Origin of the sequence: Actinomadura atramentaria DSM 43919, from assembly GCF_000381885.1 — a bacterium.
Classification (GTDB): domain Bacteria; phylum Actinomycetota; class Actinomycetes; order Streptosporangiales; family Streptosporangiaceae; genus Spirillospora; species Spirillospora atramentaria.
Genome location: NZ_KB907219.1, coordinates 91,293 through 117,127, shown reverse-complemented (window position 1 = coordinate 117,127; position 25,835 = coordinate 91,293). Strand labels below are relative to the sequence as shown.

The 25,835-nt window shown below is 74.4% G+C and carries 31 protein-coding genes; 11 read left to right on the top strand and 20 right to left on the bottom strand.

Going from position 1 to position 25,835, the window contains the following annotated elements; all coding sequences use genetic code 11:
• Positions 1–35: 35 nt before the first annotated feature.
• From G339_RS35250 to G339_RS0124975, 7 genes are read right to left on the bottom strand one after another with little or no spacing between them, the layout of a single operon-like run.
• Positions 36–1,838, bottom strand: a complete 1,803-nt coding sequence (locus G339_RS35250; RefSeq protein ID WP_205625632.1) for a complex I subunit 5 family protein — start codon at positions 1,836–1,838, stop codon at positions 36–38.
• Between the two features lie 11 nt (positions 1,839–1,849).
• A complete protein-coding gene (locus G339_RS0125000; RefSeq protein WP_019633801.1) occupies positions 1,850–2,227 on the bottom strand; it encodes a sodium:proton antiporter in 378 nt (125 codons plus the stop codon).
• The gene (locus G339_RS0124995) at positions 2,224–2,934 is read right to left on the bottom strand and encodes an MnhB domain-containing protein (protein WP_019633800.1); all 711 of its coding nucleotides are present in this window, start codon (positions 2,932–2,934) and stop codon (positions 2,224–2,226) included. The genes G339_RS0125000 and G339_RS0124995 overlap by 4 nt, the downstream gene beginning before the upstream one ends.
• On the bottom strand, positions 2,931–3,209 hold the full coding sequence (locus G339_RS0124990) for a DUF4040 domain-containing protein (protein ID WP_019633799.1): 279 nt from the start codon (positions 3,207–3,209) through the stop codon (positions 2,931–2,933). Before G339_RS0124990 ends, G339_RS0124995 begins: the two co-directional genes overlap by 4 nt.
• Complete coding sequence (locus tag G339_RS0124985; RefSeq protein ID WP_019633798.1) at positions 3,202–3,513, bottom strand: monovalent cation/H(+) antiporter subunit G; 312 nt, start codon at positions 3,511–3,513, stop codon at positions 3,202–3,204. Before G339_RS0124985 ends, G339_RS0124990 begins: the two co-directional genes overlap by 8 nt.
• Positions 3,510–3,779 carry a monovalent cation/H+ antiporter complex subunit F gene (locus tag G339_RS35245; RefSeq protein ID WP_019633797.1) on the bottom strand — a complete coding sequence of 90 codons (270 nt, stop codon included), beginning with the start codon at positions 3,777–3,779 and terminating at the stop codon, positions 3,510–3,512. Before G339_RS35245 ends, G339_RS0124985 begins: the two co-directional genes overlap by 4 nt.
• The gene (locus tag G339_RS0124975) at positions 3,776–4,234 is read right to left on the bottom strand and encodes a Na+/H+ antiporter subunit E (protein ID WP_019633796.1); all 459 of its coding nucleotides are present in this window, start codon (positions 4,232–4,234) and stop codon (positions 3,776–3,778) included. Before G339_RS0124975 ends, G339_RS35245 begins: the two co-directional genes overlap by 4 nt.
• A 185-nt stretch (positions 4,235–4,419) precedes the next feature.
• On the opposite strand from G339_RS0124975, the gene G339_RS0124970 reads away from it, so the two are divergent.
• Positions 4,420–4,737 carry a DUF6343 family protein gene (locus G339_RS0124970; RefSeq protein ID WP_019633795.1) on the top strand — a complete coding sequence of 106 codons (318 nt, stop codon included), beginning with the start codon at positions 4,420–4,422 and terminating at the stop codon, positions 4,735–4,737.
• Between the two features lie 91 nt (positions 4,738–4,828).
• Here the strand turns inward: G339_RS0124970 and G339_RS0124965 are convergent, their stop codons facing one another.
• Positions 4,829–5,587: an SDR family oxidoreductase gene (locus tag G339_RS0124965; RefSeq protein WP_019633794.1), complete on the bottom strand. Its 759-nt coding sequence runs from the start codon at positions 5,585–5,587 to the stop codon at positions 4,829–4,831.
• 92 nt (positions 5,588–5,679) lie between these two features.
• On the opposite strand from G339_RS0124965, the gene G339_RS35240 reads away from it, so the two are divergent.
• The 6 genes from G339_RS35240 to G339_RS0124935 all read left to right on the top strand — a co-directional run bounded on the left by G339_RS35240 (position 5,680) and on the right by G339_RS0124935 (position 11,240).
• Entirely contained in the window at positions 5,680–5,862 is a 183-nt protein-coding gene (locus G339_RS35240; protein ID WP_019633793.1) for a DUF3099 domain-containing protein, read from the top strand.
• Positions 5,863–5,872: 10 nt separating this feature from the next.
• On the top strand, positions 5,873–6,535 hold the full coding sequence (locus G339_RS0124955) for a trimeric intracellular cation channel family protein (protein WP_240489892.1): 663 nt from the start codon (positions 5,873–5,875) through the stop codon (positions 6,533–6,535).
• A gap of 45 nt (positions 6,536–6,580) precedes the next feature.
• Positions 6,581–7,393: a formate dehydrogenase accessory sulfurtransferase FdhD gene (gene fdhD, locus G339_RS0124950; protein ID WP_026341751.1), complete on the top strand. Its 813-nt coding sequence runs from the start codon at positions 6,581–6,583 to the stop codon at positions 7,391–7,393.
• 165 nt (positions 7,394–7,558) lie between these two features.
• Positions 7,559–8,494, top strand: a complete 936-nt coding sequence (locus tag G339_RS0124945; RefSeq protein ID WP_019633790.1) for a metal-dependent hydrolase — start codon at positions 7,559–7,561, stop codon at positions 8,492–8,494.
• A 122-nt stretch (positions 8,495–8,616) separates the two neighbouring features.
• The gene (locus tag G339_RS0124940; protein WP_240489891.1) at positions 8,617–9,462 is read left to right on the top strand and encodes a M24 family metallopeptidase; all 846 of its coding nucleotides are present in this window, start codon (positions 8,617–8,619) and stop codon (positions 9,460–9,462) included.
• A complete protein-coding gene (locus tag G339_RS0124935; RefSeq protein WP_019633788.1) occupies positions 9,459–11,240 on the top strand; it encodes an SDR family oxidoreductase in 1,782 nt (593 codons plus the stop codon). The genes G339_RS0124940 and G339_RS0124935 overlap by 4 nt, the downstream gene beginning before the upstream one ends.
• Before the next feature lie 14 nt (positions 11,241–11,254).
• Here G339_RS0124935 and G339_RS0124930 read toward each other — a convergent pair whose 3' ends face one another.
• The gene (locus G339_RS0124930) at positions 11,255–12,556 is read right to left on the bottom strand and encodes an NAD(P)/FAD-dependent oxidoreductase (protein ID WP_019633787.1); all 1,302 of its coding nucleotides are present in this window, start codon (positions 12,554–12,556) and stop codon (positions 11,255–11,257) included.
• A gap of 173 nt (positions 12,557–12,729) precedes the next feature.
• Between G339_RS0124930 and G339_RS0124925 the strand changes: the two genes are divergently transcribed.
• A complete protein-coding gene (locus G339_RS0124925; protein WP_026341750.1) occupies positions 12,730–13,164 on the top strand; it encodes a CBS domain-containing protein in 435 nt (144 codons plus the stop codon).
• Positions 13,165–13,180: 16 nt separating this feature from the next.
• Here G339_RS0124925 and G339_RS0124920 read toward each other — a convergent pair whose 3' ends face one another.
• Positions 13,181–14,089 carry a hypothetical protein gene (locus G339_RS0124920; RefSeq protein WP_019633785.1) on the bottom strand — a complete coding sequence of 303 codons (909 nt, stop codon included), beginning with the start codon at positions 14,087–14,089 and terminating at the stop codon, positions 13,181–13,183.
• A gap of 176 nt (positions 14,090–14,265) precedes the next feature.
• Entirely contained in the window at positions 14,266–15,027 is a 762-nt protein-coding gene (locus G339_RS0124915; protein ID WP_019633784.1) for an SIR2 family NAD-dependent protein deacylase, read from the bottom strand.
• A gap of 111 nt (positions 15,028–15,138) precedes the next feature.
• On the opposite strand from G339_RS0124915, the gene G339_RS0124910 reads away from it, so the two are divergent.
• Entirely contained in the window at positions 15,139–16,095 is a 957-nt protein-coding gene (locus tag G339_RS0124910; RefSeq protein ID WP_019633783.1) for a sulfotransferase family protein, read from the top strand.
• Here G339_RS0124910 and G339_RS39145 read toward each other — a convergent pair.
• From G339_RS39145 to G339_RS0124885, 5 genes are all read right to left on the bottom strand, one after another.
• Positions 16,079–16,228 (bottom strand): hypothetical protein, encoded by a 150-nt coding sequence (locus G339_RS39145; protein WP_019633782.1) that lies wholly within the window; start codon positions 16,226–16,228, stop codon positions 16,079–16,081. The genes G339_RS0124910 and G339_RS39145 overlap by 17 nt on opposite strands.
• Before the next feature lie 227 nt (positions 16,229–16,455).
• The gene (locus tag G339_RS35235; protein WP_019633781.1) at positions 16,456–18,363 is read right to left on the bottom strand and encodes an ABC transporter ATP-binding protein; all 1,908 of its coding nucleotides are present in this window, start codon (positions 18,361–18,363) and stop codon (positions 16,456–16,458) included.
• A 202-nt stretch (positions 18,364–18,565) separates the two neighbouring features.
• Positions 18,566–19,363, bottom strand: coding sequence for an enoyl-CoA hydratase/isomerase family protein (locus G339_RS0124895; RefSeq protein ID WP_019633780.1), 798 nt, complete (start codon positions 19,361–19,363; stop codon positions 18,566–18,568).
• Positions 19,364–19,537: 174 nt separating this feature from the next.
• A complete protein-coding gene (locus tag G339_RS0124890; protein ID WP_019633779.1) occupies positions 19,538–19,750 on the bottom strand; it encodes a helix-turn-helix domain-containing protein in 213 nt (70 codons plus the stop codon).
• A gap of 116 nt (positions 19,751–19,866) precedes the next feature.
• On the bottom strand, positions 19,867–21,465 hold the full coding sequence (locus tag G339_RS0124885) for an ABC-F family ATP-binding cassette domain-containing protein (RefSeq protein ID WP_019633778.1): 1,599 nt from the start codon (positions 21,463–21,465) through the stop codon (positions 19,867–19,869).
• A gap of 193 nt (positions 21,466–21,658) precedes the next feature.
• On the opposite strand from G339_RS0124885, the gene G339_RS0124880 reads away from it, so the two are divergent.
• A complete protein-coding gene (locus G339_RS0124880) occupies positions 21,659–22,420 on the top strand; it encodes a VOC family protein (protein WP_019633777.1) in 762 nt (253 codons plus the stop codon).
• Positions 22,421–22,486: 66 nt separating this feature from the next.
• Positions 22,487–22,888 carry a hypothetical protein gene (locus G339_RS0124875; protein ID WP_019633776.1) on the top strand — a complete coding sequence of 134 codons (402 nt, stop codon included), beginning with the start codon at positions 22,487–22,489 and terminating at the stop codon, positions 22,886–22,888.
• A gap of 51 nt (positions 22,889–22,939) precedes the next feature.
• On the opposite strand, the gene G339_RS0124870 is transcribed toward G339_RS0124875, so the two are convergent.
• The 4 genes from G339_RS0124870 to sufC are packed head-to-tail and all read right to left on the bottom strand — an operon-like array spanning position 22,940 to position 25,829.
• On the bottom strand, positions 22,940–23,299 hold the full coding sequence (locus G339_RS0124870; protein ID WP_019633775.1) for a metal-sulfur cluster assembly factor: 360 nt from the start codon (positions 23,297–23,299) through the stop codon (positions 22,940–22,942).
• Entirely contained in the window at positions 23,296–23,751 is a 456-nt protein-coding gene (sufU, locus tag G339_RS0124865; protein WP_026341749.1) for a Fe-S cluster assembly sulfur transfer protein SufU, read from the bottom strand. The genes G339_RS0124870 and sufU overlap by 4 nt, the downstream gene beginning before the upstream one ends.
• Positions 23,752–23,772: 21 nt before the next feature.
• Complete coding sequence (locus G339_RS0124860; RefSeq protein WP_019633773.1) at positions 23,773–25,065, bottom strand: cysteine desulfurase; 1,293 nt, start codon at positions 25,063–25,065, stop codon at positions 23,773–23,775.
• Positions 25,062–25,829 (bottom strand): Fe-S cluster assembly ATPase SufC, encoded by a 768-nt coding sequence (sufC, locus tag G339_RS0124855; RefSeq protein WP_019633772.1) that lies wholly within the window; start codon positions 25,827–25,829, stop codon positions 25,062–25,064. The genes G339_RS0124860 and sufC overlap by 4 nt, the downstream gene beginning before the upstream one ends.
• Positions 25,830–25,835: the final 6 nt, after the last annotated feature.

Genomic DNA, 25,835 nt, shown 5'->3' with positions numbered 1-25,835 from the left:
CCGGGGGCCGCGCCCGCCTCCGGCGCGGCCCCCGGTCACGCGAAGAAGCGCAGCGCCGCGAACACGGCCGTCCCCGCTGCGAGCCACGCCGCGTAGTCCCCGGCGTGGCCGGAGTGGACGGCGTGCAGCGGCCGCAGGACCCGTGCTGCGGCCCGTGCGGCGGCCCGTCCTGCGGCCCGTCCCACAGCGTGGGCGGGCCGCCGGACGCCCGCCCACGCGACGAGCGCGGCCAGCGCGACGCCCGCGAACGCGGGGCCGAGCGAGGCGGCCGTGCCGAGCGGCGTCGCCGCCGCGTGCGGCGCGGGGTGCGGCGTCCCGGCGAGGACGGCCGCGCGCAGCGCCCCCGCGTCGGCGAACACCGCCGCACCCGACGCGACGGCCCCGCCGAACCCGGGGACCGCGCCGAGCACCAGCGCGCCGCCCGCCAGGACCAGCGCCGGGACGGTCATCGTCCACGGCGTGCGCGGCAGGCGGCGGCCGGTCTCCCGCTCCTCGTGCGACTCGGCGTGCCGCGCGGGGCGGCCCGCGCCCCGGAACACGTGCAGCCACACGCGCAGCACCGCGCCGCCGGTCAGCGCCGACACGGCGAGCGCGAGCGGGACGACCCACCACCAGCCGCGCTCCAGCGCGGCGTGCTCCACGACGGCCTTGCCCGCCCACAGTCCGGACGGCGGAAGCCCCGCGAGGCCGAGGCCGCCGAGCAGGAACGCCGGGCCGGTGTAGCGCATGCCGCGGCCGCGGCCGTGCAGGCCGTCCTCGTCCACGGTCCCGAACCGGTTGAGCAGCGTCCCGGCCGCGAGGAACAGCCCGGCCTTCGCGCCCGCGTGCCCGGCGAGGTACCAGGCCGCGCCGCCGAGCGCGTGCTCGTCGCGCAGTCCGACGGCGACGAGCAGCAGCCCGGCGTGGCTGATCGTCGAGTACGCCAGGAGCCGTTTGACGTGCCGCTGCGTGACGCACATGACGGCGCCGAGCAGCGCCGTCGCCGCGCCGAGGACGGCCAGCGACCGGCCCGCCGCCGGGACGCCCGCCCCGCTGACCGTCCACGACAGCCGCGCGACCGCGTACACGCCGAGTTCGACCATGACGCCGGAGAACAGCACGCACACGGGCGTCGGCGCGACGGCGTGCGCGTCGGCGAGCCAGAAGTGGAACGGGACCGCCGCCGCCTTCACCAGGAAGCCGGTGCAGACCAGGACGAACCCGGCGGTCGTGGCGGCGTCCGGGGCGGCATGGACGCGCTCCCCGATCAGCAGCAGGTTCAGCTCGCCCGTCTTGGCGTACAGCAGCCCGACACCGGTCAGCGTCAGCGTCCCGCCCAGCGACGCCACGACCCCGAAGTTCAGCGCGCCGTGGACGGTCTTGGGCTCCTCCGGCACGTACCCGGTCAGCACGACCGCGACGACGCTCATCAGCTCGTAGAACACGAACTGGTCGAACAGGTCGCCCGTCAGCACGAACCCGCACATCGCCCCGGCGAACAGCAGCACCAGCGCGTGGAACGCCGCCCGCACCTCGGTGAAGTACCGCCACGTGTAGACCAGCGACGCCAGCGTCAGCACCGCGACGGTCAGCGCGAGGCCCGCCGCGAACGGGTCCGCGACGAGCGCGATGCCGGGCGCGCCGCCGCGCGGCGTCCAGCCGCCCGGCCACTCCACGACCGGCCCGGACCGCGTCCGCAGCACGACGGCGGTGAGCAGCGCGCACAGCGCGAGGACGACGGCGGCGGCGAGCGCGTCCACGGCCCGGCGGCGCAGCACGCGGCCGAACGCGGCGAGCAGCGCGGCCGCCGCGCACGGCAGCGCGACGGCGGTCTGGAGCAGCACGGGCTGGAGAATCACGGGCTGGAGCATCACCGGGCGCCCTCGTCGCGCATCCCCGCCTCGCTCTCCAGCGACCGCAGCCCCGCCGGGTCGAGCGTGCCGCGCCGCTTGGCGACCTGCACGGCGAGGGCGAGCAGCAGCGCGGTGACGGTCGCGCCGACGACGATGTCGGTCAGCGCCATCGCCTGCACGACCGGGTCGGTGACGGGCCGCGACCCCGGCGCGGTGTCGGAGAACACCGGCGACGTCCCGCCCCGCCGGTACCCGACGAGCAGCAGCAGGACGTAGGTGGACGACTGCGCCACCGACACGCACACGACCGCGTGGACGAGGTTCCGCGTCGTCGCGACGCCGTACAGCCCGACGAGCAGAATCCACGCGGCCGCGAGGTAGGGCGCCCAGCTCACCGCTCCCCCGCCCTGATCTCCATCGCCTGCTCGAAGAACCGGGCGAGGACCAGCACGATCGCGCACGCGACCTCCGCGCCGACGACCGCGTTCAGCCACGGGACGGTGCGCGCGCCGCGCTCGGTCGCCGTCATCGCGCCCGCCGACAGCGCGAGCACGACGAACAGCGCCGCCCCGGCGGCCTCGCCCGCCTCGAACGGCGGGACGGGCCGCAGCCGCCGCAGCGCCGGATAGTCCCCCGCGAGGTAGACCAGGTGGATGCCGCTGGCCAGGACGACGCCGCCCTGGAACCCGCCGCCCGGCGACGAGAACCCGTTCGCGACGACGTACACGCCGATGACGAGCGTCACCGGCAGCAGCAGCGCCCCGGTGACGCGCAGCGCGTCGAACGCGTCGGCGGGGCCGGGCCGCAGGTCGCCGCCCGCGCGCAGCCGCTCGTCGCGCAGCGACCGCAGCAGCACGACCGCGCCCAGCGCGGCGGCGAACAGGATCAGCTCCTCCCCCACGGTGTCGAGGGCGCGCTGGTCGAAGTTCACCGACGCGATGATGTTCGGGGTGTCCTGCGCGAGCCCGGCGCGGACCGCGCGGACGCCGTACGCGCGCGCGTCGCGGCCGAACGCGGGCAGGTCCGCCAGCGCGGCGACGAGCAGGACGAGCAGGCCCGCCGCCCCGGCGAGGAACACCGCCGTCCGGACGCGGGCGCTCACCCGTCGTCCTTCCCGGCCGCGCGCCGCCGCGCCGCCCGGCCCGCCGTGCGCGCGGCGCGCAGCGCGAGGACGACCAGCAGCGGGACCGCGACGGTGCCGACGCCGATCTGCGACATCGCCACGTCCGGGGCCTGCAGCACGACGAACAGCACGCCGAGCGCCAGCCCGTACCCCGACAGGACGAGCGCCTGCCGCCCCGGCTCGCGGGTCAGCACGACGGCGGTGGCGGTCGCGGCGGTGAGCAGCAGCGCGGCGACGATCAGGGCGTCATCCATCGCGGCCGCCCTCCCGGTCACGCGCCGCGAGACGGCGCGGGTGCGCGGCGCGGGCCGTCGCGACGACGCAGGCGGGGCCGCCCAGCATGACGAGCGCCCCGATGATCGCGATCTTCGCCGCGTCGTGCCCGCTCGTCCGCGCGGCGGGCGCGAGCAGCAGCCCGGCCGTCACCAGCGGCGCGGCGAGGACGGCGGCGGGGCCGGACAGGTGCAGCCGCGCGTGCAGCCGCGCCGCGAAGGCCACCCGCAGCGCGGCCGCGACCGCGACGGCGACGCCCGCCCACACCAGGACCAGGCCCGTCACGGAATCCTCCCGAAGAACCGCGCGTACACCAGCACGCCCGCCGGGGACAGCAGCGCCAGCAGCAGCGCCGCGTCGAGGTAGGCGGGCCGCGCGTACGCGACCGACAACAGGACGAGCAGCAGCGCGGCGTCGGCCCCGGCGGCGCTCAGCGCGGCGAGCCGGGCCAGCGGGCCGCCGCGCAGGACGGCCGCCAGGCACGGCGCGAGGCCCCCGGCCAGCAGGACCAGCGCGGGCAGCGCCCACTCGGGCCGGACGCCGCCGCTCACCGCCGCAGCCCCCGTTCCACCAGGTCGGGGCGGGACGCCAGCCGGTGGACGGTGAACTCGCCGCGCTCGGCGTCGACCCGCGTCACGAACGTGCCGGGCGCGGCCGACAGCAGCAGCGTCACCAGGCCCGTCCGGTCGGGGCCGCCCGGCTCGGGGAAACGGAACGTGGCGTGCTCCCCGCGCGGCGTCGGCAGCACCAGCCACCGCGCGTCCCACAGAATCTGAACGGGCAGCGCAACGGCGGCCCGTGCCGGGGCGGCGAGCCGCCGTCCGGCCGGGCGGGGCGCGGGCCCGGTCAGCGCCCGCGCGGCGGCGCGCCCCGCGAGCGCGGCGGCGACCGCGACGCCCGCGCCGACGACGAGCTGCGGCCCAGTGGTCGCCGAGAGCAGCGCCCAGTACAGGGCGAAACATGCGGCGGCGGCCGCGCCCACGGCCGCGGCGGCGCGCGTGTCCATCCGGCCTCCCGCGTGGCGGCCGCGGCCCGTGCCGCGACCCGTCCCGCACGTTGGTACCCGTCCGGCGGCGATCATGCGTGCCACGGGAGAGTCGGGCGTGTCGGGGCGGACCCGGAGGTGTCAGGCGGCCGGGAGCGGGCAGGGGCGGCGCTGCCGGACGGCCCCTGCCGCGAAGGAGGAACCCGATGCGGACCGAACGCGACGCCCGCCGGCACGCGGGCGACGAGCACGAGAACGACGAGCGGCCGGAGCAGGTCGAGCGCGGCCGGACCCTGGCGGGCGCGCCCCTCGGCCGCAGCCCGCTCAACCTGCGGCTCGGCCTCGCCGTCTTCGGACTGGTGGCGTGCGGCGCGCTGGCCGCGCTGTGCTTCGTGGCGGGCCTGGTCTGGCTCGGCGCGGCGATGTGCGTGCTGGCCGTCGTCGCGGCCGTGGACCTCGCGGTCGTCGCGCGGCGCGTCGTGCGGCGCCGCCGCCGGGGCGAGCACCACACGCTGTTCGAATGAGCGCCGGATGAGCGCCGTCCGGACGAGCGACGTCCGCCGGAGCCGCGGGGTGCGCCGGCCCCCGCGGCCCGCCGTCTCCGGCGGGTCGGCGTCAGAGCGTCGTCAGACCGCCGTCGACCGGGATCACCGCGCCGTTGACGTACGCGCCCGCGCGGCTGGCCAGGAACACCGCCACGCCCGCCATGTCGTCGGGCCGCCCGATCCGCTTCAGCGGCACGGTGTCGGCGATGACCTCGCCGAACGCGTCGAGCGTCGCCGCCATCATCTTGGACTCGAACGGGCCGGGCGCGACCGCGTTGACGGTGATCTGCTGCGGGCCCAGCTCCTTGGCCAGCACGCGGGTGAGCTGGTGGACGCCCGCCTTGCTGGTCGTGTACGAGTAGCGCTCGCCGGGCGTCATGATCCCGTCGATCGACCCGATGTTGATGACGCGCGCCGGGTCGCCCTCGACGGCGGCGGCCCGCAGGTTCGGCAGCAGCGCGCGGGTGAGGAAGAACGGGGCCTTGAGGTTGAGGTCCACGACCTTGTCCCACGCCGACGCCGGGAACTCCGCCAGCGGCGCGCCCCACGTCGCGCCCGCGTTGTTCACCAGGACGTGCAGCGGCCCGTCGCCGAACTCCGCCGCCAGCCGCAGGCACTCGGCCTCGGTGCTCACGTCGGCGGGGATCGCCTCGACGTTCCCGAACGCCGACAGCTCGGCGGCGGCCTTCTCGCACGCCTCGGCCTTGCGGGAGCTGACGACGACCTTCGCCGCGCCCGCCTCCAGCAGCCCGCGCGCGATCATCAGGCCGATCCCGCGCGTGCCCCCGGTCACCAGGGCGGTCTTTCCGGCCAGGCTGAACAGGTCCATTCCGGTCTCCTTCGCTGTCGGGTCCGCCGTCCGGACCAACCCGAAGGTACCGGGGGCGCCCCGGCCGCCCCGTGGCGGCGTACGGTGGACGCATGAGGCGCCGCCGGACCGCCTACGGGATCATGATGGGCGTCTGCCTGGTCCTGTTCGTCCTGTCCTGGTCGGTCGTGTGGCGGTTCTCGGTGCCCGCCGCGATCGTCCTCGCCGTCGTCGCGATGGTCATCCCGCCGTTCGCCGCGATCATCGCCAACTGGAACGTCGACCGCCGCGAGTGACCGGGCGTTCGTGACATCGCGCCCGGCGGCGGGCATGATCACCGGCATGGGCGGGATCGGCGTGCCGGCGCTGCTGGACCTGGCGGGGATCTTCGTCTTCGCCGTCTCCGGCGCGCTGACGGCCGTGCGCCAGCGGCTCGACGTCGTCGGCATGGTCGTGCTCGCCGAGATCACCGCGCTCGGCGGGGGGATCATGCGGGACCTGGCGATCGGCGCCGTCCCGCCCACCGCGTTCACCAGCCTCGGGTACGTCGTGACGCCGCTCGCCGCGTCCGCGCTGGTGTTCTTCTGGCATCCGCAGGTGACGCGGCTGCTGCCCGCCGTGCTGTTCTTCGACGCGGCCGGGCTCGGGCTGTTCTGCGCGACCGGCACCGGCAAGGCCCTGGCGCACGGGCTGTCGCCGCTGCACGCGGTGCTGCTCGGCGTCGTCACCGCGATCGGCGGCGGCGTGCTGCGGGACGTCCTCAGCGGGCAGATCCCGGCCGTCCTGTACGACCGGCAGCTCTACGCGCTGCCCGCCGCGCTCGGCTCGACGGTCGTCGCGGCGGCGCACGTGCTGGCCGCCGCGGGCGGGGCCGTCACGGCGGGCGCGGCGCTGCTGGCGTTCGTCCTGCGCCTCCTCGCGCTGCGGTACGGGTGGCGCACCCCGCGCCCGCGCGGCGTCGCCGACTGACCTCGGCGACGGGTTGAACCCCCGCCAGCGGGTAGCGTGCTCGGCATGGGGCGGATCACGGTGCGCAGGCCGGTCCTGCGGTTGAGCACCACGGGGACGCGCGGGCGGCGGCCCGACACCCTCGCGGTGGAGGAGCCGCTGGAGATCCGCGTGTCCGGGCGGCCGCTGACGCTGACGATGCGCACGCCCGGCGACGACTTCGACCTGGTGACGGGCTTCCTGGCCGCCGAGGGCGTCATCGCCGGACCGGCGGACGTCGCGGCGCTGCGGTACTGCGCCGACACCCTCGAGCAGAACACCCTGGACGTCGTGCTCGCGCCGGGCGTCCCCGAGCCGGCCGCCGGGCTCGCCCGCGCGTTCGCCACGACGAGCGCGTGCGGGGTCTGCGGCAAGTCCAGCATCGAGGCGCTGGCCGCCGACCGCCGCCACGACGTCGCCGCCGACCCGGTCCGGGTCCGCGCGGACGTCCTGGCCGCCCTCCCCGACCGGCTGCGCGCCGCGCAGCGCGTCTTCGACCGCACCGGCGGGCTGCACGCGGCCGGGCTGTTCGACGCGGCGGGCGAGCCGCTGGCCGTCCGCGAGGACGTCGGACGGCACAACGCGGTCGACAAGGTCGTCGGCTGGGCGCTGCGCGACGGCCGCCTGCCGCTGCGCGGCCACGTGCTGATGGTGAGCGGCCGCGCGTCCTTCGAACTGACGCAGAAGGCGGCGCAGGCCGGAATCCCCGTCCTCGCGGCGGTCTCGGCCCCGTCCTCGCTCGCGGTGGACCTCGCCGCCGACGCCGGGCTGACGCTCGTCGGGTTCCTGCGCGGGGAGACGATGAACGTCTACACCGGCGCGGAGAGAATCGTCACCTGACGCGCGGCCGAAGTCTTTGTCACTTCGGAACGGAAACGCGCGGTCCGACCGTGGCCCCGCGGACAAGCACGCCGAACGCCCGGCATGAGTACATCGCTTGTGCGTATTGAACGGTAGGTCAGGTCTGTACCCTTCGTCGGAACGGTACGGATGTGAGGAGCGGTCATGACGAGGTCAACGCCGCCGGACGACCCGGCTTTCGCGATCGACGAGCGGCACCCGCCGATCCGGCCGCGCCGCGTGTCGTTCGACTGGACGAAGACGCCGCTGCACTGGGTGCCGGGCGACCCGGTCGCGACGCACATCATCAACTCGTTCCACATCGTCCTGCCCGAGGGCGAGAAGTGGTTCATCCAGTGCGTCAAGGACGCCCGCCCGTACATCAAGGACGAGAAGCTCCTGGAGGAGATCAAGGGCTTCATCGGGCAGGAGATGGTCCACGCGCGCTCGCACCAGGGCGTCCTCGACCAGATCCTCGCGACGAACGGCATCGACGTCAGCAAGATCACCGACGCGGCCGGCAAGGGCAACGCCGACCGGCCCGCGCAGATGGCGGCGCTGAAGGCCAAGAACCCGCGCGCGTGGCGGCGGCGGCTGCGGTTCGAGCTGGCCGCCGTCGCGTCGATCGAGCACTACACGGCCGTCCTCGGCCAGTGGATCATGGACAACCGCCGCCTCGACGAGGCCGGGGTCGACCCGACGATGCTGGACCTGCTGCGCTGGCACGGCGCGGAGGAGGTCGAGCACCGGTCGGTGGTGTTCGACGTGTACCAGCGGTTCGGCGGGCGCTACCCGATGCGCGTCGCGGCCTGGGTCGTCTCGCTGTTCTTCCTGTACTGGGCGCTGATCGGCGGCTCGCTGTACCTGCTCAAGCAGGACCCGCAGATCAAGGGCCGGGTGACGCTGCCGCGCGTCCTGATCGCCTACCGCCGCTCGGTGCGCAAGGGCCACGTGCCCGGGATCTTCAAGCTGCTGCTGGGCGAGGCGCCGGTGTACCTCAAGCCGTCGCACCACCCGTCGCAGATCTGCTCGACGCCGAAGGCGCTGGACTACCTGCTGCGCTCCCCCGCCGCGCAGGCGGCCGGGTACGACCCGTACTAGTCCGCCCCGGTTTCGGACGCCGCGATCTTCTACCACAAGATCGCGGCGTTCGGTGTTAATGTGGCCGCCGTCACTTCCGGGACGACTTGACCCGGGTTCAGCCCAGGCGGTTAATTAACACTGTGTCTAATAGAGTGGCGCTCGCCCGCACCGACAACGCCGCGGAGCTCGAGCGATTCCGTGAGATCCAGCGCCTCTGCTACGAGTGCGCCGACGAGGTCGCCGCGACGCTCGAACCGGGCGTGACCGAACGCGAGGCGTGCCGCCGCATGCGCCGCTGGCTGCTGTCCCGCGGCGTCGACGACTGGCTGCACACGCCGTTCGCGTGGTTCGGCGACCGCTCGGCGTTCCGGGGCTTCCGCGTCCCGACGCAGTTCCTCCCGAGCAACGCCCGGCTCGCCGAGGGCATGCCGTACATCCTCGACATGGCCCCGGTGAAGGACGGCTACTCGGCCGACATCGGGTACGCGGGCGTCCTCGGCGAGAACCGCGTCTGGGACAGGCTCGACGCCGACCTCGCCGGCTACCGGTCGCTCATCCTGCGGCTCGTCCGCGAGCGCCGCCCGTTCGCCGAGATCTACGCCGAGGTCGACGCCCTCATCGAGCGGCAGGGCTACCAGAACCGGCACAGCAAGTACCCCGGCCGCGTCATCGGCCACCAGGTCGGGATCATCGGCGGGCTGCTGCCCAAGCGCGTCGGGTTCCCGTTCGGCGTCCGGTTCCTCCAGACGATCGGCCGCGAGCTGGTCAAGGAGCGGCTGGAGGGCCGCTCCCCGCTGTGGAACGGCGCGCGCCAGTCGCAGCACCCGCCGACGCCGGGGCTGTGGGCGGTCGAACCGCACCTCGGGTTCCGGGGCGTCGGCGTGAAGTTCGAGGAGCTGCTCGTCGTCACCGAGGACGACGCGTTCTGGCTCGACGACGACCTGCCGCACGTCCACCGCTGGGCCGCCCGGACGGGGGCCGCGTGACCGCGTCCGCGACCGAGCGCGCCGCCGGGGTCCGCGTCCGGCGCGTCCGCGGGGACGGCGTCGACCTCGCCGTCTACGAGCAGGGCGACCCGGCCCGGCCCACCGTCGTGCTCGTCCACGGCTACCCCGACACGCACGCCGTCTGGGACGAGGTCGCCGCCGGGCTCGCGGACCGGTTCCACGTCGTGCGCTACGACGTCCGCGGCGCGGGCGCGTCGTCGCGGCCGTTCGGCCGCCGCCGCTACACGTTCGCGTACCTGATGTCGGACCTGCGGGCCGTCCTGGACGCGACCGCGCCCGACCGCCGGGTCCACCTCGTCGGCCACGACTGGGGCTCGATCCAGTCGTGGGAGGCGGTCTGCACGATGCCCGACCGGTTCGCGTCCTTCACGTCGATCTCCGGGCCGTGCCTCGACCACGTCGCGCACTGGACGCGCCGCGCGCTGCGCCGCCCCACGCCGCGCAACCTGCGCCGCGCCGCCGGGCAGGGCCTGCGGTCCTGGTACATCTACTTCTTCCAGACGCCGCTGCTGCCGGAGGCGCTGTGGCGCGCCGGGCTCGCGCGGCCGTTCGCGCGGGCGCTGGAGCTCACCGAGGGCGTCGCGCCGCGCCGGGGCCACCCCGCCCGCACGCTGCCCCGCGACGGGGCCGCCGGGGTCGGGCTGTACCGGGCGAACATGCCGCAGCGGCTGCGGGCCCCGCGCGACCGGCGGACCACCGTCCCGACGCAGGTGATCGTCCCGACGCGGGACCTGTTCGTGTCGCCGCACCTGGTCGGCGGGCTCGCGGAGCGCGTCCCCGACCTGTCCCTGCGGCCGGTCGCGGCCGGGCACTGGGTGCCGCGCAGCCGCCCGGACTCGGTCGCGCGGTGGGTCGCCGAGCACATCGACCGCGTCTCCGGCGGGCCGCGCGACGCCGCCGCGGCCCGGACGGCGCGCCGCACGCGCGTCGCCGCGGGCCGCCGCCCGTTCGAGGGGTCGCTCGTCGTCGTCACCGGGGCGGGCAGCGGCATCGGCCGCGCGACGGCCCTGGCGTTCGCCGAGCGCGGCGCGCACGTCGTCGCCGCCGACGTCGACCTGCCCGCCGCCGAGCGCACCGCCGAGCTGGCGGGCGTCCTCGGGCCGGCGGCGCGGGCGTTCGGCGTGGACGTCGCCGACCGCGCCGCGATGGAGGACTTCGCGGCGGCCGTCGAACGCGACCTGGGCGTGCCGGACGTCGTCGTCAACAACGCCGGGATCGGCATGGCCGGGCCGTTCCTCGACCACACCGAGGACGACTGGAAGCGCGTCCTGGACGTGAACCTGTGGGGCGTCATCCACGGGTCGCGGCTGTTCGCAGCGCAGATGCGGCGGCGCGGCGAGGGCGGCCACATCGTCAACACGGCGTCGGCGGCGGCCTTCACCCCGTCCCGCTCCCTCCCCGCCTACGCGACCAGCAAGGCGGCGGTCCTGATGCTGACGGAGTGCCTGCGCGCGGAACTGAAGGGCGACGGCATCGGCGTCAGCGCGATCTGCCCCGGCATCATCAACACCTCGATAACCCGGACCTCCCGCTTCGTGGGCCGAACCCCGTCCCAGCAAGAAGCCGACCGCCACCGCACGGCCCGCGCCTACGCCCTACGCAACTTCACCCCCGAAGCAGTGGCCGAACAGATCATCAAAACAATCCACCACAACCGCGCGGTGACCCCCGTAACCCCCGAGGCCCACCTGACCCACCTGCTCTCCCGCCTCTCCCCCAGAACCCTCCGCCTCCTAGCCCGCTTCAACCTCGCCTGACCGACCCGGAGAAGTCAGGCGGTGTGTTCCAGGTCGGCGAGGGCGCCGGTTCGGGTGTTGAGGAAGCCCAGGCGGATCAGGTCGTCGCCCGCGAAGCGGTGCAGGGCCCAGTCGCCGAGGACGCGGGCCTTGGCGCGCATGCCGGGGACGGTCAGCAGGTGGTAGCCGCGGGTCACGGCCTGCGCGGGGACGCCCGTGAGGCCGAGGCCGACCGGGCGAGCCACCGCCTGGCCGCCGCCGAGGTCGACGGCGAGGCCGAGGTCGCGGTGGCGGTACTCGGCGGACGGCGCGCCGCGCAGCGACGCCACGACGTTGTGCGCCGCCACCGACGCCTGGCGGCTGGCGTGCTGCGCGGTCGGCGGGCACACCGCGCCGTTGCCGGTGACCAGGTCGGGGACGGCCGCCGCGTCGCCGAGCGCGAACACGTCGTCGTGCCCGGCCAGCCGCAGGTCCGCGCCGACGACGAGGCGGCCCCGCTCCTTGGGCGCCGCGAGCGTCCCCACGACGGGCGCGGGCGTCACCCCGGCCGTCCAGACGGCGGTGCGGCACGGCAGCACCCGCCCGTCGGTGAGGACGGCCTGGTCCTCGGTGAGCCGTTCGAGGCTGACGCCGAGCCGGATGTCGATGCCGCGCCGCCCGAGCTTGCGCAGCGCGACGTCGCCGAGCCGGCCGCCCAGCTCGGGCAGCAGCCGGTCCGCGACGTCCACCAGCGTCCAGCTCAGCAGCGCCGGGTCCAGCCGCGGGAAGCTCCGCATCGCCTGCGCGGTGAGGAGCTGCAGGTTCGCGGCGGTCTCGACGCCGGAGTAGCCGCCGCCGACGACGAGGAACCCGCACCGCGCCGCCCGCTCGGCGGGGTCGCGCGCGATGCTGGCGAGTTCGAGCTGCGCGACGACGTGGTCGCGCAGGTAGACGGCCTCCGCGAGGTTCTTCATGCCGTGCCCGTGCTCGTGCAGGCCGGGGATGTCGAACGTGCGGGTGACGCTGCCGGGGCACAGGACGAGCCGGTCGTAGGGCAGCGTCGTCGTCCGCCCGTCGATGGTGGAGACCTCGACCGCCTGTGCCCCGAGGTCGACGCCGACGGCGCTGCCGGGGACGAGCTGCGTCCGCCGCAGCAGCCGGTGCAGCGGCCCGGCGATCGACCGCGGGTCCAGGACGCCCGCCGCGACCTGCGGCAGCAGCGGCTGGTAGAGCGTGTAGCCGAACGGCGCGACGATGCGGATCTGCGCGGCGTGCGGGCTCATGGACCGCTCCAACCGCCGGGCGACGTTGTACCCGGCGAATCCGGCGCCGATGATCACGATGCGGGGTGCGGGCACGGGCCGTCCTCCGAACTCATGAACGCTGAGCTGATGTTTCATCACGGTACGTGAGCATCGCGCCGCCCCCGCGCACCGGGGTGGCCCGACGCACCGCCGCCGCCCTTCCCCGCGCCCGCGTTCCGTGCGACGGTGGCGATACCAACCCCACCGGACAACGGAGTGTGATCCCCATGCGCATCCGTGACATCCTGCGGCGCAAGGGCGACGCCGTCGCCACCGTGCCGCCCGACACCACCGTCCGCGACCTGCTGGCCGTCCTCGCCGAGCACAACATCGGCGCGGCGGTCGTCTCCGACGACGGCGCCGCCATCGCGGGCATCGCGTCCGAGCGCGACGTCGTCCGCCACCTGCACGCCCGCGGCCCCGGCCTGCTCGGCGCGCCCGTCGCGGAGATCATGACGGCCCGCGTGCGGACCTGCGGCCCCGACGACCGCGTGGAGGACGTACGCCGCACGATGACCGAGCACCGCTTCCGCCACCTGCCCGTGGTGGTGGACGACCGCCTCGCCGGGATCGTCAGCATCGGCGACGTCGTCAAGAGCTCCATCGACGCCCTGGAGAGCGAACGCGAGCACCTGGTCGGCTACATCCGCCAGTCGCCCTGAGAAGGGCGCCGGGCCGTCAGTGCTCGGCGGTGTGCGACGTCAGCACCGACACCAGGTCCTGCGGGAGGACGAGCGAGTCCCCCTCGTACCGGGTCTCCAGCAGCGACAGCTCGCCGCCCCGCCACCAGTACAGGTGCGGGCTGAGCGAGCCGGGCCCGTCCTCGTAGGCGCGGTGCGCGTGCGCCTGCAGCTCGGCCGCCGCCGCGGCCACCGCCCGGTACCGGGCGCGGACGTCGGCGGCGGTCGGGCGCAGCGGGTGCGCGACGATCAGGCTGCGGTTCGGCGCGATGACCAGGGCGCCGTGCGAGCCGATCGGCAGGTACTCCTCCAGCCACGCCAGGTGCGTGACGGCGTAGAACGTCCAGCCGTGCAGGACCGAGACCCGCACGCCCGCCAGGTCGCGCTCCTCGTGCTCCAGCGACCCGTCCGCGCGGACGTTGGCGCGCCCGAGCATGAACAGCGCGTCGCCCGACACCGGCCAGCCGTGCATCTCCTCGGTGGTGACGGTCCGCACGGTGGTCGGCGTGTCCACGACGACGACCTCGATGAGGCCGGGCGCGAACGGCCGCGCGGCGAGCAGCCCGTTGTCGGCCTCGGCCGGGTAGATGCGGGTGCGCAGCAGATGCTGGGCGAGGTCGAAGTCGCTGAGGTCCAGGGGCTCCTCGATCGCCGTGACGATCGTGGTGACGTGGTCGGAGACGAGCGCGGGCCAGTCGTCGCGCGGGACGAGCCGGGCGAGCTGCCGCAGCGTCCGCATGCTGACGTGCAGCCGGTTGGCGCGGCCGTCCGGCCCGCCGCCCTGCAGCAGCACGACGTCGCCCGGATAACGGGTGCAGGAGTAGCCGAGGCTCTCGGCGACGAGGACGAGCAGCGAGTCCAGCGTGCCGTCGTCGGTCGGGTCGGGGCGCGCGTGCCTGCCGGTCATCCGGCACCTCCCGGAAGGGCGTCCAGCGTCCACGCGGGCACGGCGGAGCCGCCCCTGCCCGCCCCCCGGCGGGCTCCCCCGCTCTCCAACCGGACCCCTCCTCGTCGTGCGACGCATCGAGCTTGGCAGGAACCGGGCGTTCGCGGAAGGGGTCGCCGGTCACGATGGGCCAACGATCAGTCCGCCGAAGCCAGGATCGAACCCACCAATTCCGGCAGAGCGGTGCCGATCGGGGCACGGACCACCGCGTCGGCGACGCCGTCGTACGGCGTCTCCTGCGCGTTGACGATCACCAGCGCCGCCCCGTGCTCGACCGCCTCCAGGCACAGGCCCGCCGCGGGCTGGACGGTCAGCGACGTCCCGACCGCGACGAACAGGTCGCACGAGCGCGCCGCGAGGATCGCCGCGTCCAGCACGTCCTGGTCGAGCGGCTGGCCGAACGAGATCGTCGCGGACTTCTGGATGCCGCCGCACTCGGGGCACGGCGGGTCCGCCTCGCCCGCCGCGACGCGCGCCAGGACGTCCGGCATCGGCGTGCGCAGCCCGCACGCCAGGCACTCGGCCTCCCGCATCGTGCCGTGGATCTCCAGCACCGCCGACGACCCGGCGCGCTGGTGCAGCCCGTCGATGTTCTGGGTGATCAGCGCGCGCAGCCGCCCGGAACGCTCCAGGTCCACCAGCGCGGCGTGCGCGGCGTTCGGCTCGGCGGCCCACGCGGCGTGCTCCAGGCGCGCGCGCCACGACGCCCGCCGCACCTCCGGGTCGGCCAGGTACGCGCCGATCGTCGACTGCGCGGCGGCGTCGGGGTCGCGGGTCCAGACCCCGGCCGGGCCGCGGAAGTCGGGGATGCCGCTGTCGGTGCTGACGCCCGCCCCGGTGAGGACGGTGACGGCCGCGGCGTCCGGCAGCGCGGCGGCGAGGGCCGCGGGAAGCTCCATGCCCCCAAGGCTAAGGCCGGGAACGCGGCGGTCCGCCCCTGATCCGCCCGGAAAAAGGCCGCCGCCGAGGCGGTCCGGCGCGTCCTCCGAGATGACAGACTGGGGAGCCCTATGAGAGCGACGCCGCACATCCTGGTGATCCACGGCACGAAGGTCCGCCGGCCGGTCTTCGTCCTGGGCGCGCCCCACTCGGGCGCGGACCTGATCGCCCGCGCCGTGAAGCGCTCCGCCGGGTTCCACCTGACGGCGGGGCGGCCGAGCGTGCAGCGGCTCGTCTACGCCTACGCGCGCCGCCCCGAGATCGCCACCGAGCGGGTCGTCGGCGCCGCCCGCGTCCTGCGCGACGCCTACGCCGAGGCGTGGCAGATCTCCGCCCGCACCTGCGCCGAGTGCGCGCCCGAGTGCCGCGAGCTGGCCGGGCTGCGGCTGCGCGCGGGCGCGACCCGCGCCGAGGCCGACCGCGCCGGGCCGTGCGTGGAGCCGCAGACGGTGGCGCGGTTCGGCGACGCCTCGCCCGACCTGCTCTACAGCGCCGACGTGCTGCTCGACGCGTTCCCCGACGCGCAGCTCGTCCAGGTCATCCGGGACGGCCGCGACGTCGTCGCCGACATGCTCGCCGACGAGCGCTGCCTGGCCTGGTTCCGGCCGGGCCTGGCCAACCTCGACACGGTGTTCCCCAACCCGTTCCTCGGCGTCGAGGACGTCGAGGAGCGGGACCGCTGGCCGCACGCCGCCCTCGCCGTCAAGTGCGCGCTGCGCTGGCGCGGCGCGGTGCGGCTCAGCGCCCGGCTGCGCGCCCAGACCCCCGACGACCAGCTCATGACGCTGCGCTACGAGGACCTGGTCCGCCGCCCGACCGAGACGTCGCGCGCGCTGGCGGACTACCTCGCGGCGGACGTCTCGACCGGCACCCTCGCCGGGCTCGTGCGGCCCCGCGACCGGCGCGCGGCCGAGCCGGAGACGGGCGTGTGGCGGGAGCGGCTGACGCTGCGCCAGCTCGTCCAGGTCGAGAAGGTCGCCGGGCCGGAGCTGGCCCGGCTCGGATACGAGCTCAGCGACGGCGGATGACCGACGCCCGGTCGGCGACGTCGGGCCCGAGCCAGCCGATGGCGACGCCCGCCGCGCCGAGCCCGACGAGCAGCACGGTGTAGCGGCCGGGTCCGGTCCTGATCATCCGCTCGGGGTGGATCGGCATGCGCATGGTGTTCCCCTTCCTCGCATGCCCGGGGAGCGCCCGCCGCGGCGCGCGTCCCCCGGGCGCGGTCGCCGTGCCGCGAGGATGGCCGACCCGGATGTCGCGCGGGTGACCGACGCCCCGCGGCGGCGGGACGTCCGGGCGGCGGGTGACCGACGCCCGAACTTCCCTCACGTTCCCGGAGTTACCAGGGCAGACACGGCATACCGCACCCTTGTGATGGGCCTCACACCCTACCGGGGGGCGGTCTCGGCGGCGAGGGGCTCGCCCTCCTGGCGGGCGAACTGCGTGCGGTACAGCTCGGCGTACAGGCCGCCCGCCAGCAGCAGCTCCTCGTGCCGCCCGCGCTCGGCCACGCGGCCGTCCTCGATGACGAGGATCTGGTCGGCGTCGCGGATCGTGGACAGCCGGTGCGCGATGACCAGCGACGTCCGGCCCGCCAGCGCCGTCGTCAGCGCCCGCTGCACGGCCGCCTCCGACTCCGAGTCCAGGTGGGCGGTCGCCTCGTCCAGCACCACGACGGACGGGGCCTTCAGCAGCAGCCGCGCGATGGCCAGCCGCTGCTTCTCGCCGCCCGACAGCCGGTAGCCGCGGTCCCCGACGACCGTGTCCAGCCCGTCCGGCATCGCGGCGACCAGGTCGCCGATCTGCGCGGCCGCCAGCGCCGCGAGGATCTCCGCGTCCGTGGCGTCCGGCCGGGCGTAGCGCATGTTCTCGCGGATCGAGTCGTGGAACAGGTGGGCGTCCTGGCTGACGACGCCGACCGTCGCGCGCAGCGACTCCAGCGTCACGTCGCGGACGTCCTCGCCGCCGATCCGGACCGCGCCGCCGTCCACGTCGTACATCCGCGAGACCAGGTGCGTGATCGTGGACTTGCCCGCCCCGGACGGCCCGACGAGCGCGACCATCCGCCCCGGTTCGGCCGTGAAGTGGACGTCGTGCAGGACCTCCCGGCCCGCCGCGGCGTCCGCGCGGGCGATCGACTCCAGCGACGCCAGCGAGACCTCGTCGGCCGACGGGTACCGGAACCGGACGTGGTCGAACTCGACCGCCGGAGCGGCCGCCGCCGGGGCCGCCGCGAGCGGCCGCGCGCCCTTCCGGTCGTCGATCAGCGGCTCCAGGTCCAGCACCTCGAACACCCGGTCGAAGCTGACCAGCGCGGTCATCACGTCCACGTGGACGTTGGACAGCGCCGTCAGCGGCCCGTACATCCGGGTCAGCAGCGTCGCCAGCGCGACGAGCGCGCCCAGCTTCAGCGAGTCGTGGACGACCAGCGCCCCGCCCACCCCGTAGACCATCGCGGTCGCGAGCGCCGCGACGAGCGTGAGCGCGGTGAAGAACACCCGCCCGTACATCGCCGACACGACCCCGATGTCGCGGACCCGCGCCGCGCGCCCGGAGAACCGCTCCTCCTCCTCGGCGGGCCGCCCGTACAGCTTGGACAGCATCGCCCCGGCGACGTTGAACCGCTCGGTCATCAGCGAGGACATCTCGGCGTCGAGCTGCATCGACTCGCGGCTGATCCGCTGGAGCCGCTTGCCCACCCACTTGGCGGGCAGGACGAACACCGGGAGCAGCAGCAGCGCGATCAGCGTGACCTGCCAGGACAGGATCACCATCGTCACCAGGACGAGCACCAGGCTGATCACGTTGGAGACCACCGATGACAGCGTCGTGGTGATGGCGCGCTGCGCGCCGATGACGTCGGAGTTCAGCCGGCTCACCAGCGACCCGGTCTGCGTGCGCATGAAGAACGCGACGGGCTGCCGCTGGACGTGCGCGAAGACCTGCGTCCGCAGGTCGTAGATCAGGCCCTCCCCGATGCGCGCCGAGTACCAGCGCTGGGCGAGCCCGAGGACCGCCTCGACGAGCGCGAGCCCCGCCACCGCGACCGCCAGCCAGACGACCAGCCCCATCCGGTGCGGGACGATCCCCCGGTCGATGATCGACTTGAGCAGCAGGGGGTTCGCGACGACGATCAGCGCGGCGAACGCGTTGAGCGCGAGGAAGACCGCCAGCTCTTTCTTGTAGGGGCGGGCGTATCCCGCGATGCGCCGTACCGTGCCGGGTTTGAGCCTCTGCTCGGTGACCGAGCTGTCCGTGCGGAACGACGTCATGACCTGCCAGCCGTTGCCCGGCATTCCCACCAGCGACCTCCCGGGGGCGTCGACGTCACGGCCGTGCGGTCCACCGCCGTGTAATGAAGTAAGCAATCATCACATCCAGCTCGGACAACACCGCGAAATCCGCGCCCCTTCCCCCGTCCGCTCACGGCTGAACCCCCAGGAAAAAGACCCGCCCACGACCCGGAGGATCGTGGGCGGACGAAACAGGGGGCCGGTCTCAGCCCTGCTGGCCGCCGAACATCTCCCGCAGCCGGCCGCGCTGTTCGCGGCGTTCCGCCGCGCACTGGGCCGCGAGGTCGTTGCCCGGGGCCTCCAGCAGCAGGCGCTTGGTCGCCACCGCCGCGCCGGGGTTCACCGCCAGCAGCGCCGCCACCAGGTCGTCGACCGCCTCGTCCAGCTTCCCGGCGGGCGCGACGATCTCCGCGAGGCCGAGCCGCGCCGCCTCGTCCGCCAGGACGGTGCGGGCGGTCAGGCACAGCTCCAGCGCCCGGTTCAGCCCCACGGCCTCCACGAGCGGCTTGGTGCCGGTCAGGTCGGGGACGAGCCCGAGCGCGGGCTCCTTCATGCAGAACTTCACGTCGTCCGCGACGACCCGGATGTCGCAGGACAGCGCGAGCTGGAACCCGGCGCCGATCGCGTGCCCGTGGACGGCCGCGACCGTGACGATTTCGGGGTTCCGCAGCCAGGTGAAACCCTCTTGCAGTTCGGCGATGAACCGGTCGGTCGCCGCCGCGTCCGCGCCGTCCGGGAAGCCCCCGCCGCCGGAGAACATCTTCAGGTCGATGCCCGCCGAGAACGACCGCCCCTCGCCGCGCAGCACCACCACCCGCACGTCCGCGGGCAGCGACCGGCCGATCGCCGCAAGCGTCCGCCAGAGCGCGAACGTCATCGCGTTGCGCCGCTCCGGGCGGTCCAGCGTGACGGTCGCGACCGCGCCGTCCACGTCCAGCCGCAGCCCGGCCTCGGCCAGCGCCGCGGCGTCCGGCAGCGCCGTGCCGTTGCCCGCGTCCCCCATCGGTCCTCCCCTTCAGCCTGTCGAGACGCCGCGCGCGGGACGCCGACGGCGTCGTCGGCGGCGCGCGGCCGGAGGCGACGGGGACGCAGGTCGTCCGCCCGTCCGCCGCCGCGACCGAACCCTACTCGGTCGGTGCGGCGGCGACGCGGGCGGTCGGCTCGTCCGGAGACCGGATCAGGCTCTCTTGCCCCGCGTCGCGCCCCCCCGGCCGCGCAGGTTGACCCCAGCCTCGGTGAGGATGCGGTGGATGAAGCCGTACGAGCGGCCGGTGGCTGCTGCCAGGGCGCGGATGCTCTCGCCGGAGTCGTACCTTCTCTTCAGCTCCGTCGCCAGCTTGTCGCGCTCGGCACCTGTCACGCGGGTGCCCTTCTTGAGGGTCTCGGCCACGAGTACCTCCCGTAGTGATGTGGTGACCGCTGCGTTATCCCCCGCCATGATCAGTCATTCCCGCGCGTTCGGCTACCCACTCGGGGATAAAAGATCTGCGGAAGTCACCGCGCAGGTCACGCGAGCGCCACCAGATCGGCGAACTCGTCACTCCAGATGTCTTCCACACCATCGGGCAGCAAAATCACTCTTTCCGGTGACAGCGCCGCGACCGCCCCCTCGTCGTGCGTGACCAGCACGATGGCCCCGGCGAACGTCCGCAGCGCGGCGAGGATCTCCGCGCGGCTGGCCGGGTCGAGGTTGTTGGTGGGCTCGTCCAGCAGCAGGACGTTCGCGCTCGACACCACCAGCATCGCCAGCGCGAGCCGGGTCTTCTCGCCGCCGGACAGGACGCCCGCGGGCTTGTCCACGTCGTCGCCGGAGAACAGGAACGAGCCGAGGATCTTGCGGACCTCGACGGGCGGGAGGTCGGGGGCCGCCGACTGCATGTTCTCCAGCACCGAGCGGTCGACGTCCAGCGTCTCGTGCTCCTGCGCGTAGTAGCCGATGCGCAGGCCGTGCCCGGCGACGACGGTGCCGGTGTCGGGCTTGTCCACCCCGGCGAGCATCCGCAACAGCGTGGTCTTGCCCGCGCCGTTGAGGCCGAGGACGACGACCCGGCTGCCCCGGTCGATCGCCAGGTCGACGTCGGTGAAGATCTCCAGCGAGCCGTACGACTTGGACAGGCCCTCGGCGGTGAGCGGCGTCTTCCCGCACGGCGCGGGCTCGGGGAAGCGGATCTTGGCGACCTTGTCGGCCTGCCGCTCCCCCTCGACCCCCGCGAGGAGCTGCCGGGCGCGCCGGTCCATCTGCTGCGCGGCCTTGGCCTTGGTCGCCTTCGCGCGCATCTTGTCGGCCTGGGACAGCAGCGTGGCCGCCTGGCGCTGCGCGTTCGCCGACTCGCGCCTGCGGCGGCGCTCGTCGGTCTCGCGCTGGTCGAGGTACTTCTTCCAGCCGACGTTGTAGAGGTCGATGACGCAGCGGTTGGCGTCCAGGTGGAAGACACGGTTCACCACGACGTCGAGCAGGTCCACGTCGTGGCTGATCACCACGAGGCCGCCCTGGTGGGACTTCAGGAAGTCGCGCAGCCAGGCGATGGAGTCGGCGTCCAGGTGGTTGGTCGGCTCGTCCAGCAGCAGGGTGTCGGCGTCGGAGAACAGGATGCGCGCCAGCTCGACGCGGCGGCGCTGGCCGCCCGACAGCGTGCCGAGCGGCTGCCCGAGCACCCGGTCGGGCAGGCCCAGGCTGGAGGCGATCGACGCGGCCTCGGCCTCGGCGGAGTAGCCGCCGAGTACGTGCAGCCGGTCCTCGAGCCGCCCGTACCGGCGCACCGCCTTGTCGCGCGCGTCGCCCGTCGCGGTCGCCATCGCCTCCTCGGCGGCGCGGAGCTGGCGGACGACCTCGTCCAGGCCGCGCGCCGACAGGATGCGGTCGCGGGCCAGCTCGGCCAGGTCGACGCCGCGGGGGTCCTGCGGGAGGTAGCCGATGGTCCCCGAGGAGGTCACCGACCCGGAGGCGGGCAGCGCCTCGCCCGCCAGCACCTTGGTGAGGGTGGTCTTGCCGGCGCCGTTGCGGCCGACGAGACCGACGCGGTCACCGGGGTTGACGCGGAAGGCGACGTTCTCGATCAGCAGCCGCGATCCGGCGCGCAGCTCGATGTCGTTGGCAATGATCACAGTGACTCAAGGCTCCCCAGGACGGACGGCTCGGCGGACAGACGGCACAAAACAGCGCGCCGCGGGTAGGGACCACGACGCGCCTCGGGGACTGTCAGCGCGGGAGCGAAACCATCTGATCAGTGTACGTGACACCGCGGCCCGTTCCGTCCCCGGACCATAGGCGAACAGATGTTCGAAGGAGGAGGAACCCATGACGCGTCCGACCACGACAGCGCCGACCGGGACGCCCGCCTGGCTCGACCTCACCGTCCCCGACCCGACCCGCGCCAAGCAGTTCTACGGCGCGCTGTTCGGCTGGGAGTTCGTCGACTACGGCCCCGAGACCGGCCACTACACGATGTGCCGCCGCGACGGACTGGACGCCGCCGCGATCATGCCGCCGTTCGAGGCGGCGAGCGCGGGCGAGCCCGCGTGGAAGGTCTACTTCGCCACCGACGACTGCGACGCGTCGGTCCGCCGGGCCGAGGCGGCGGGCGGCACGGTGCTCGTCCCCGCCGACGACGTCGCCGGGCAGGGCCGCGCGGCGGCGCTGCGCGACCCGGCGGGCGGCCGGTTCGGGCTGTGGGAGGGCCGCGAGCACGTCGGCGCGCGGATCGTCGACGAGCCGGGCTCGCTGGTCTGGAACGAGCTGGTCACCGCCGAGCCCGGCACCGCCCGCGCGTTCTACACCGAGCTCTTCGACCAGACGGCCCGCGAGATGCCCGCGGACGCCGGGATCGACTACACGACGCTGGAGCGGCCGGACGGCCACGTCATCGGCGGCATCCACGGCATGCCCGACGCGCCCGCGACATCCTGGCTGACCTACTTCGGGGTCGAGGACGCCGACGAGGCGGTCCGGATCGCGCGCGACGCGGGCGGCGTCACCGGCGAGCCCTGGGACTCGCCCTACGGCCGCGCCGCCGACGTCCGCGACCCGTTCGGCACCCCGTTCCGGGTGATCGCCCGCTGACATCCGCGGCCGGGCGCTCGGCGCGTTGACCTGCCGCGCGCGCCGCGATCGGGGAAGATATCGGGCATGTGGATCGCGCCCGAACGCCGCAGCCGCAACCTCAGCCGCTGGCTGGTCCCCGGTCTCGTCCTGGCCGCCGGGGCGGTGGTGGCGGCCGTCCTGGCGGCGGACGGGCGCGCCGCGACGGGCCTGGTCGCGCTCGGCGCGCTCGCGGGCTACGCCGCGCACCTCGGCTACCGGCGGCACGAGCCCGCGCTGCCGATCAGCGAGGCGTTCGGCAGCGGCCACCGGGCCCGCGCGCACCTGCGCGCCGCCGCGATGACCGGCGACGTGCTGACGGCGGGCGTCGTCGCGGCGCTCGTCGTCCAAGCGCTGCGCGGCGCGGACACCGCGCCGTTCGCCTGGCTGGCGCTCCTGGCGGGCGTCACCTACGCGATCTCCGCCATGATCGCCGGCCGCTCCTTCTGACCACGCGGAAGGCCGCGACCCCGGTCGGGAGCGCGGCCTTCGCCGTGCGGGTCAGACGTTGAAGCCGAGGGCGCGGAGCTGGTCGCGCCCGTCGTCGCTGATCTTGTCGGGGCCCCACGGCGGCAGCCAGACCCAGTTGATCTTGACGTCGGAGACCAGGTCCTCCAGCGCGCTGTGCGCCTGGTCCTCGATGACGTCGGTCAGCGGGCAGGCCGCGCTGGTCAGCGTCATGTCCAGCGTCGCGACCCCGTCGGTCAGGTCGATGCCGTAGACCAAACCGAGGTCGACGACGTTGATACCGAGCTCGGGGTCGACGACGTCCTTCAGCGCCTCCAGCACCTCCGCCTCGGGAACGGCGTCCCCGGCGGGGGCGGCGGCGGGCGCGGCCTCGGCCGCGGTGTCGTCGGTCATGATGTCTCTCCCAGGGCGCGGGCGGTCGCGTCCTTCCAGGTCATCCAACCCAGCAGGGCGCACTTGATGCGGGCGGGGTACTTCGACACCCCGGCGAAGGCGACGGCGTCCTCCAGGACGTCCTCGTCCGGCTCGGCCTTCCCCTGGGACTGCATCAGCTCCAGGAAGGCGTCGTTGATCTCCAGCGCCTCCTTGACGGACTTGCCGATCAGGAGGTCCGTCAGCACCGACATGCTGGCCTGGCTGATCGAACAGCCCATCGCGTCGTAGGACACGTCCGCGACGATCGCGTCCGGCCCCTCGCCGGTCAGGTGAACGCGGACGGTCGCCTCGTCGCCGCACGTCGGGTTGACGTGGTGCGCCTCGCCCTCGAACGGCTCCCGCAGCCCCTTGTTCTGGGGGTTGCGGTAGTGGTCGAGGATGACCTCCTGGTACATCGCCTCAAGCTGCATGGTTTCCCTCCCCCGACCGCATCAGGCCGTTCCGAAGAACTTCTGCGCGTGCCGGACCCCGTCGGCCAGGGCGTCCACGTCGGCCAGCGTGTTGTAGACGTACAGGCTCGCGCGGGTCGTGGCCGGGATGCCGTAGCGGCGGCAGATCGGGGCCGCGCAGTGCTGCCCGACGCGGACCTCGACGCCCAGCTCGTCCAGCACCTGCCCGACGTCGTGCGGGTGGATGCCGTCGACCGTGAACGACACCGCGCCGCCCCGGGACTCCACCGTGCCCGGCCCGACGAGCCGCACGCCGGGGATCTCGCCCAGCCGCTCCAGCGCGTACCCGAGCAGGATCTCCTCGTGCGCGTGGACGCGGTCCATGCCGAGCTCCGACAGGTAGTCGCACGCCGCGCCGAGCCCGACGACCTGCGCCACGTTCGGCGACCCGGCCTCGAACCGCTGCGGCGGCGGCAGGAACGTCGTGGCGTCCATCCGGACGACCTCGATCATCGACCCGCCGGTGATGAACGGCGGCATCGCCTCCAGCAGCTCCCGGCGGCCCCACAGGACGCCGACGCCGGTCGGGCCGAGCATCTTGTGCCCGGAGAAGGCGATGAAGTCCGCGCCGAGCGCGGTGACGTCCACCGGCATGTGCGGGACGGACTGGGCGGCGTCCACCGCGACGAGCGCGCCGACCGCGTGGGCGCGGGCCGCGATCTCCTCGACGGGCGTGACGGTGCCGAGCACGTTGGACTGGTGCGTGAGCGCGACCAGCCGCGTCCGCTCGTTGATCAGCTCGTCCGCGTTCGACAGGTCGAGGCGGCCGTCGTCGGTGAGCCCGAACCACCGCAGCGTCGCCCCGGTCCGCAGGCAGAGCTGCTGCCAGGGGACGAGGTTGGCGTGGTGCTCCATCTCGGTGACGACGATCTCGTCGCCCGGCCCGAGCCGGAACCGCGCGGCCTCCGGCCCGGCCATGGCGGCGTTGCTCATCGAGTACGCGACGAGGTTCAGCGCCTCCGTCGCGTTCTTGGTGAACACGATCTCGCCGGGGACCGCGCCGACGAACGTCGCGATCGTGGCGCGCGCGCCCTCGAACGCGTCGGTCGCCTCCTCGGCGAGCAGGTGCGCGCCCCGGTGGACGGCCGCGTTGTGCCGCTCGTAGAACTCCCGCTCGGCGTCGAGCACGGCGGCGGGCTTCTGCGCCGTCGCGCCCGAGTCCAGGTAGACCAGGGGACGGCCGCCCCGGACGGTGCGCTGCAGGAGGGGGAAGTCCTTCTTCAGCTCCGCCGGGAGCAGCCCGGCGCCCCGCGTGCTGTCCACGGTCTCGGTCATGAGGACGCGCCCGCCTTCACGTACTTCTCGTAGCCCTCGTTCTCCAGCTCCTCGGCCAGCTCGGGGCCGCCCGCCGCCACGACCCGCCCGGCCGCGAAGACGTGGACGAAGTCCGGCTTCACGTAGCGCAGGATGCGGGTGTAGTGGGTGATGAGCAGGACGCCGGTGTCGCCGCCGGAGCCGAACCGGTTGACGCCCTCGGAGACGACCTTGAGCGCGTCGACGTCCAGGCCGGAGTCGGTCTCGTCGAGGACCGCGACCTTCGGCTTCAGCATCTCGAGCTGCAGGATCTCGTGGCGCTTCTTCTCGCCGCCGGAGAAGCCCTCGTTCAGGCTGCGCTGGGCGAACGCCGGGTCGATGGACAGCGCGTCCATCGCGCCCTTCATCTCCTTGGCGAAGTCGCGCAGCTTCGGGGCCTCGCCGCGGACGGCGGTGACGGCGGAGCGCAGGAAGTTCGACACCGAGACGCCGGGGACCTCCACCGGGTACTGCATGGCGAGGAACAGGCCCGCGCGGGCGCGCTCGTCCACGCTCATCGCCAGGACGTCCTCGCCGTCCAGCGTGACGCTGCCGGAGGTGACCGTGTACTTCGGGTGCCCGGCGATCGCGTAGGCGAGCGTGGACTTCCCGGAGCCGTTCGGCCCCATGATCGCGTGGGTCTCGCCGGCCCGGACGGTCAGGTCGACCCCGCGCAGGATCTCCTTGGCTCCTTCGGCGCCGTCGCCGACGGAGACGTGGAGGTCGCGGATCTCAAGCGTGGCCATAACTGT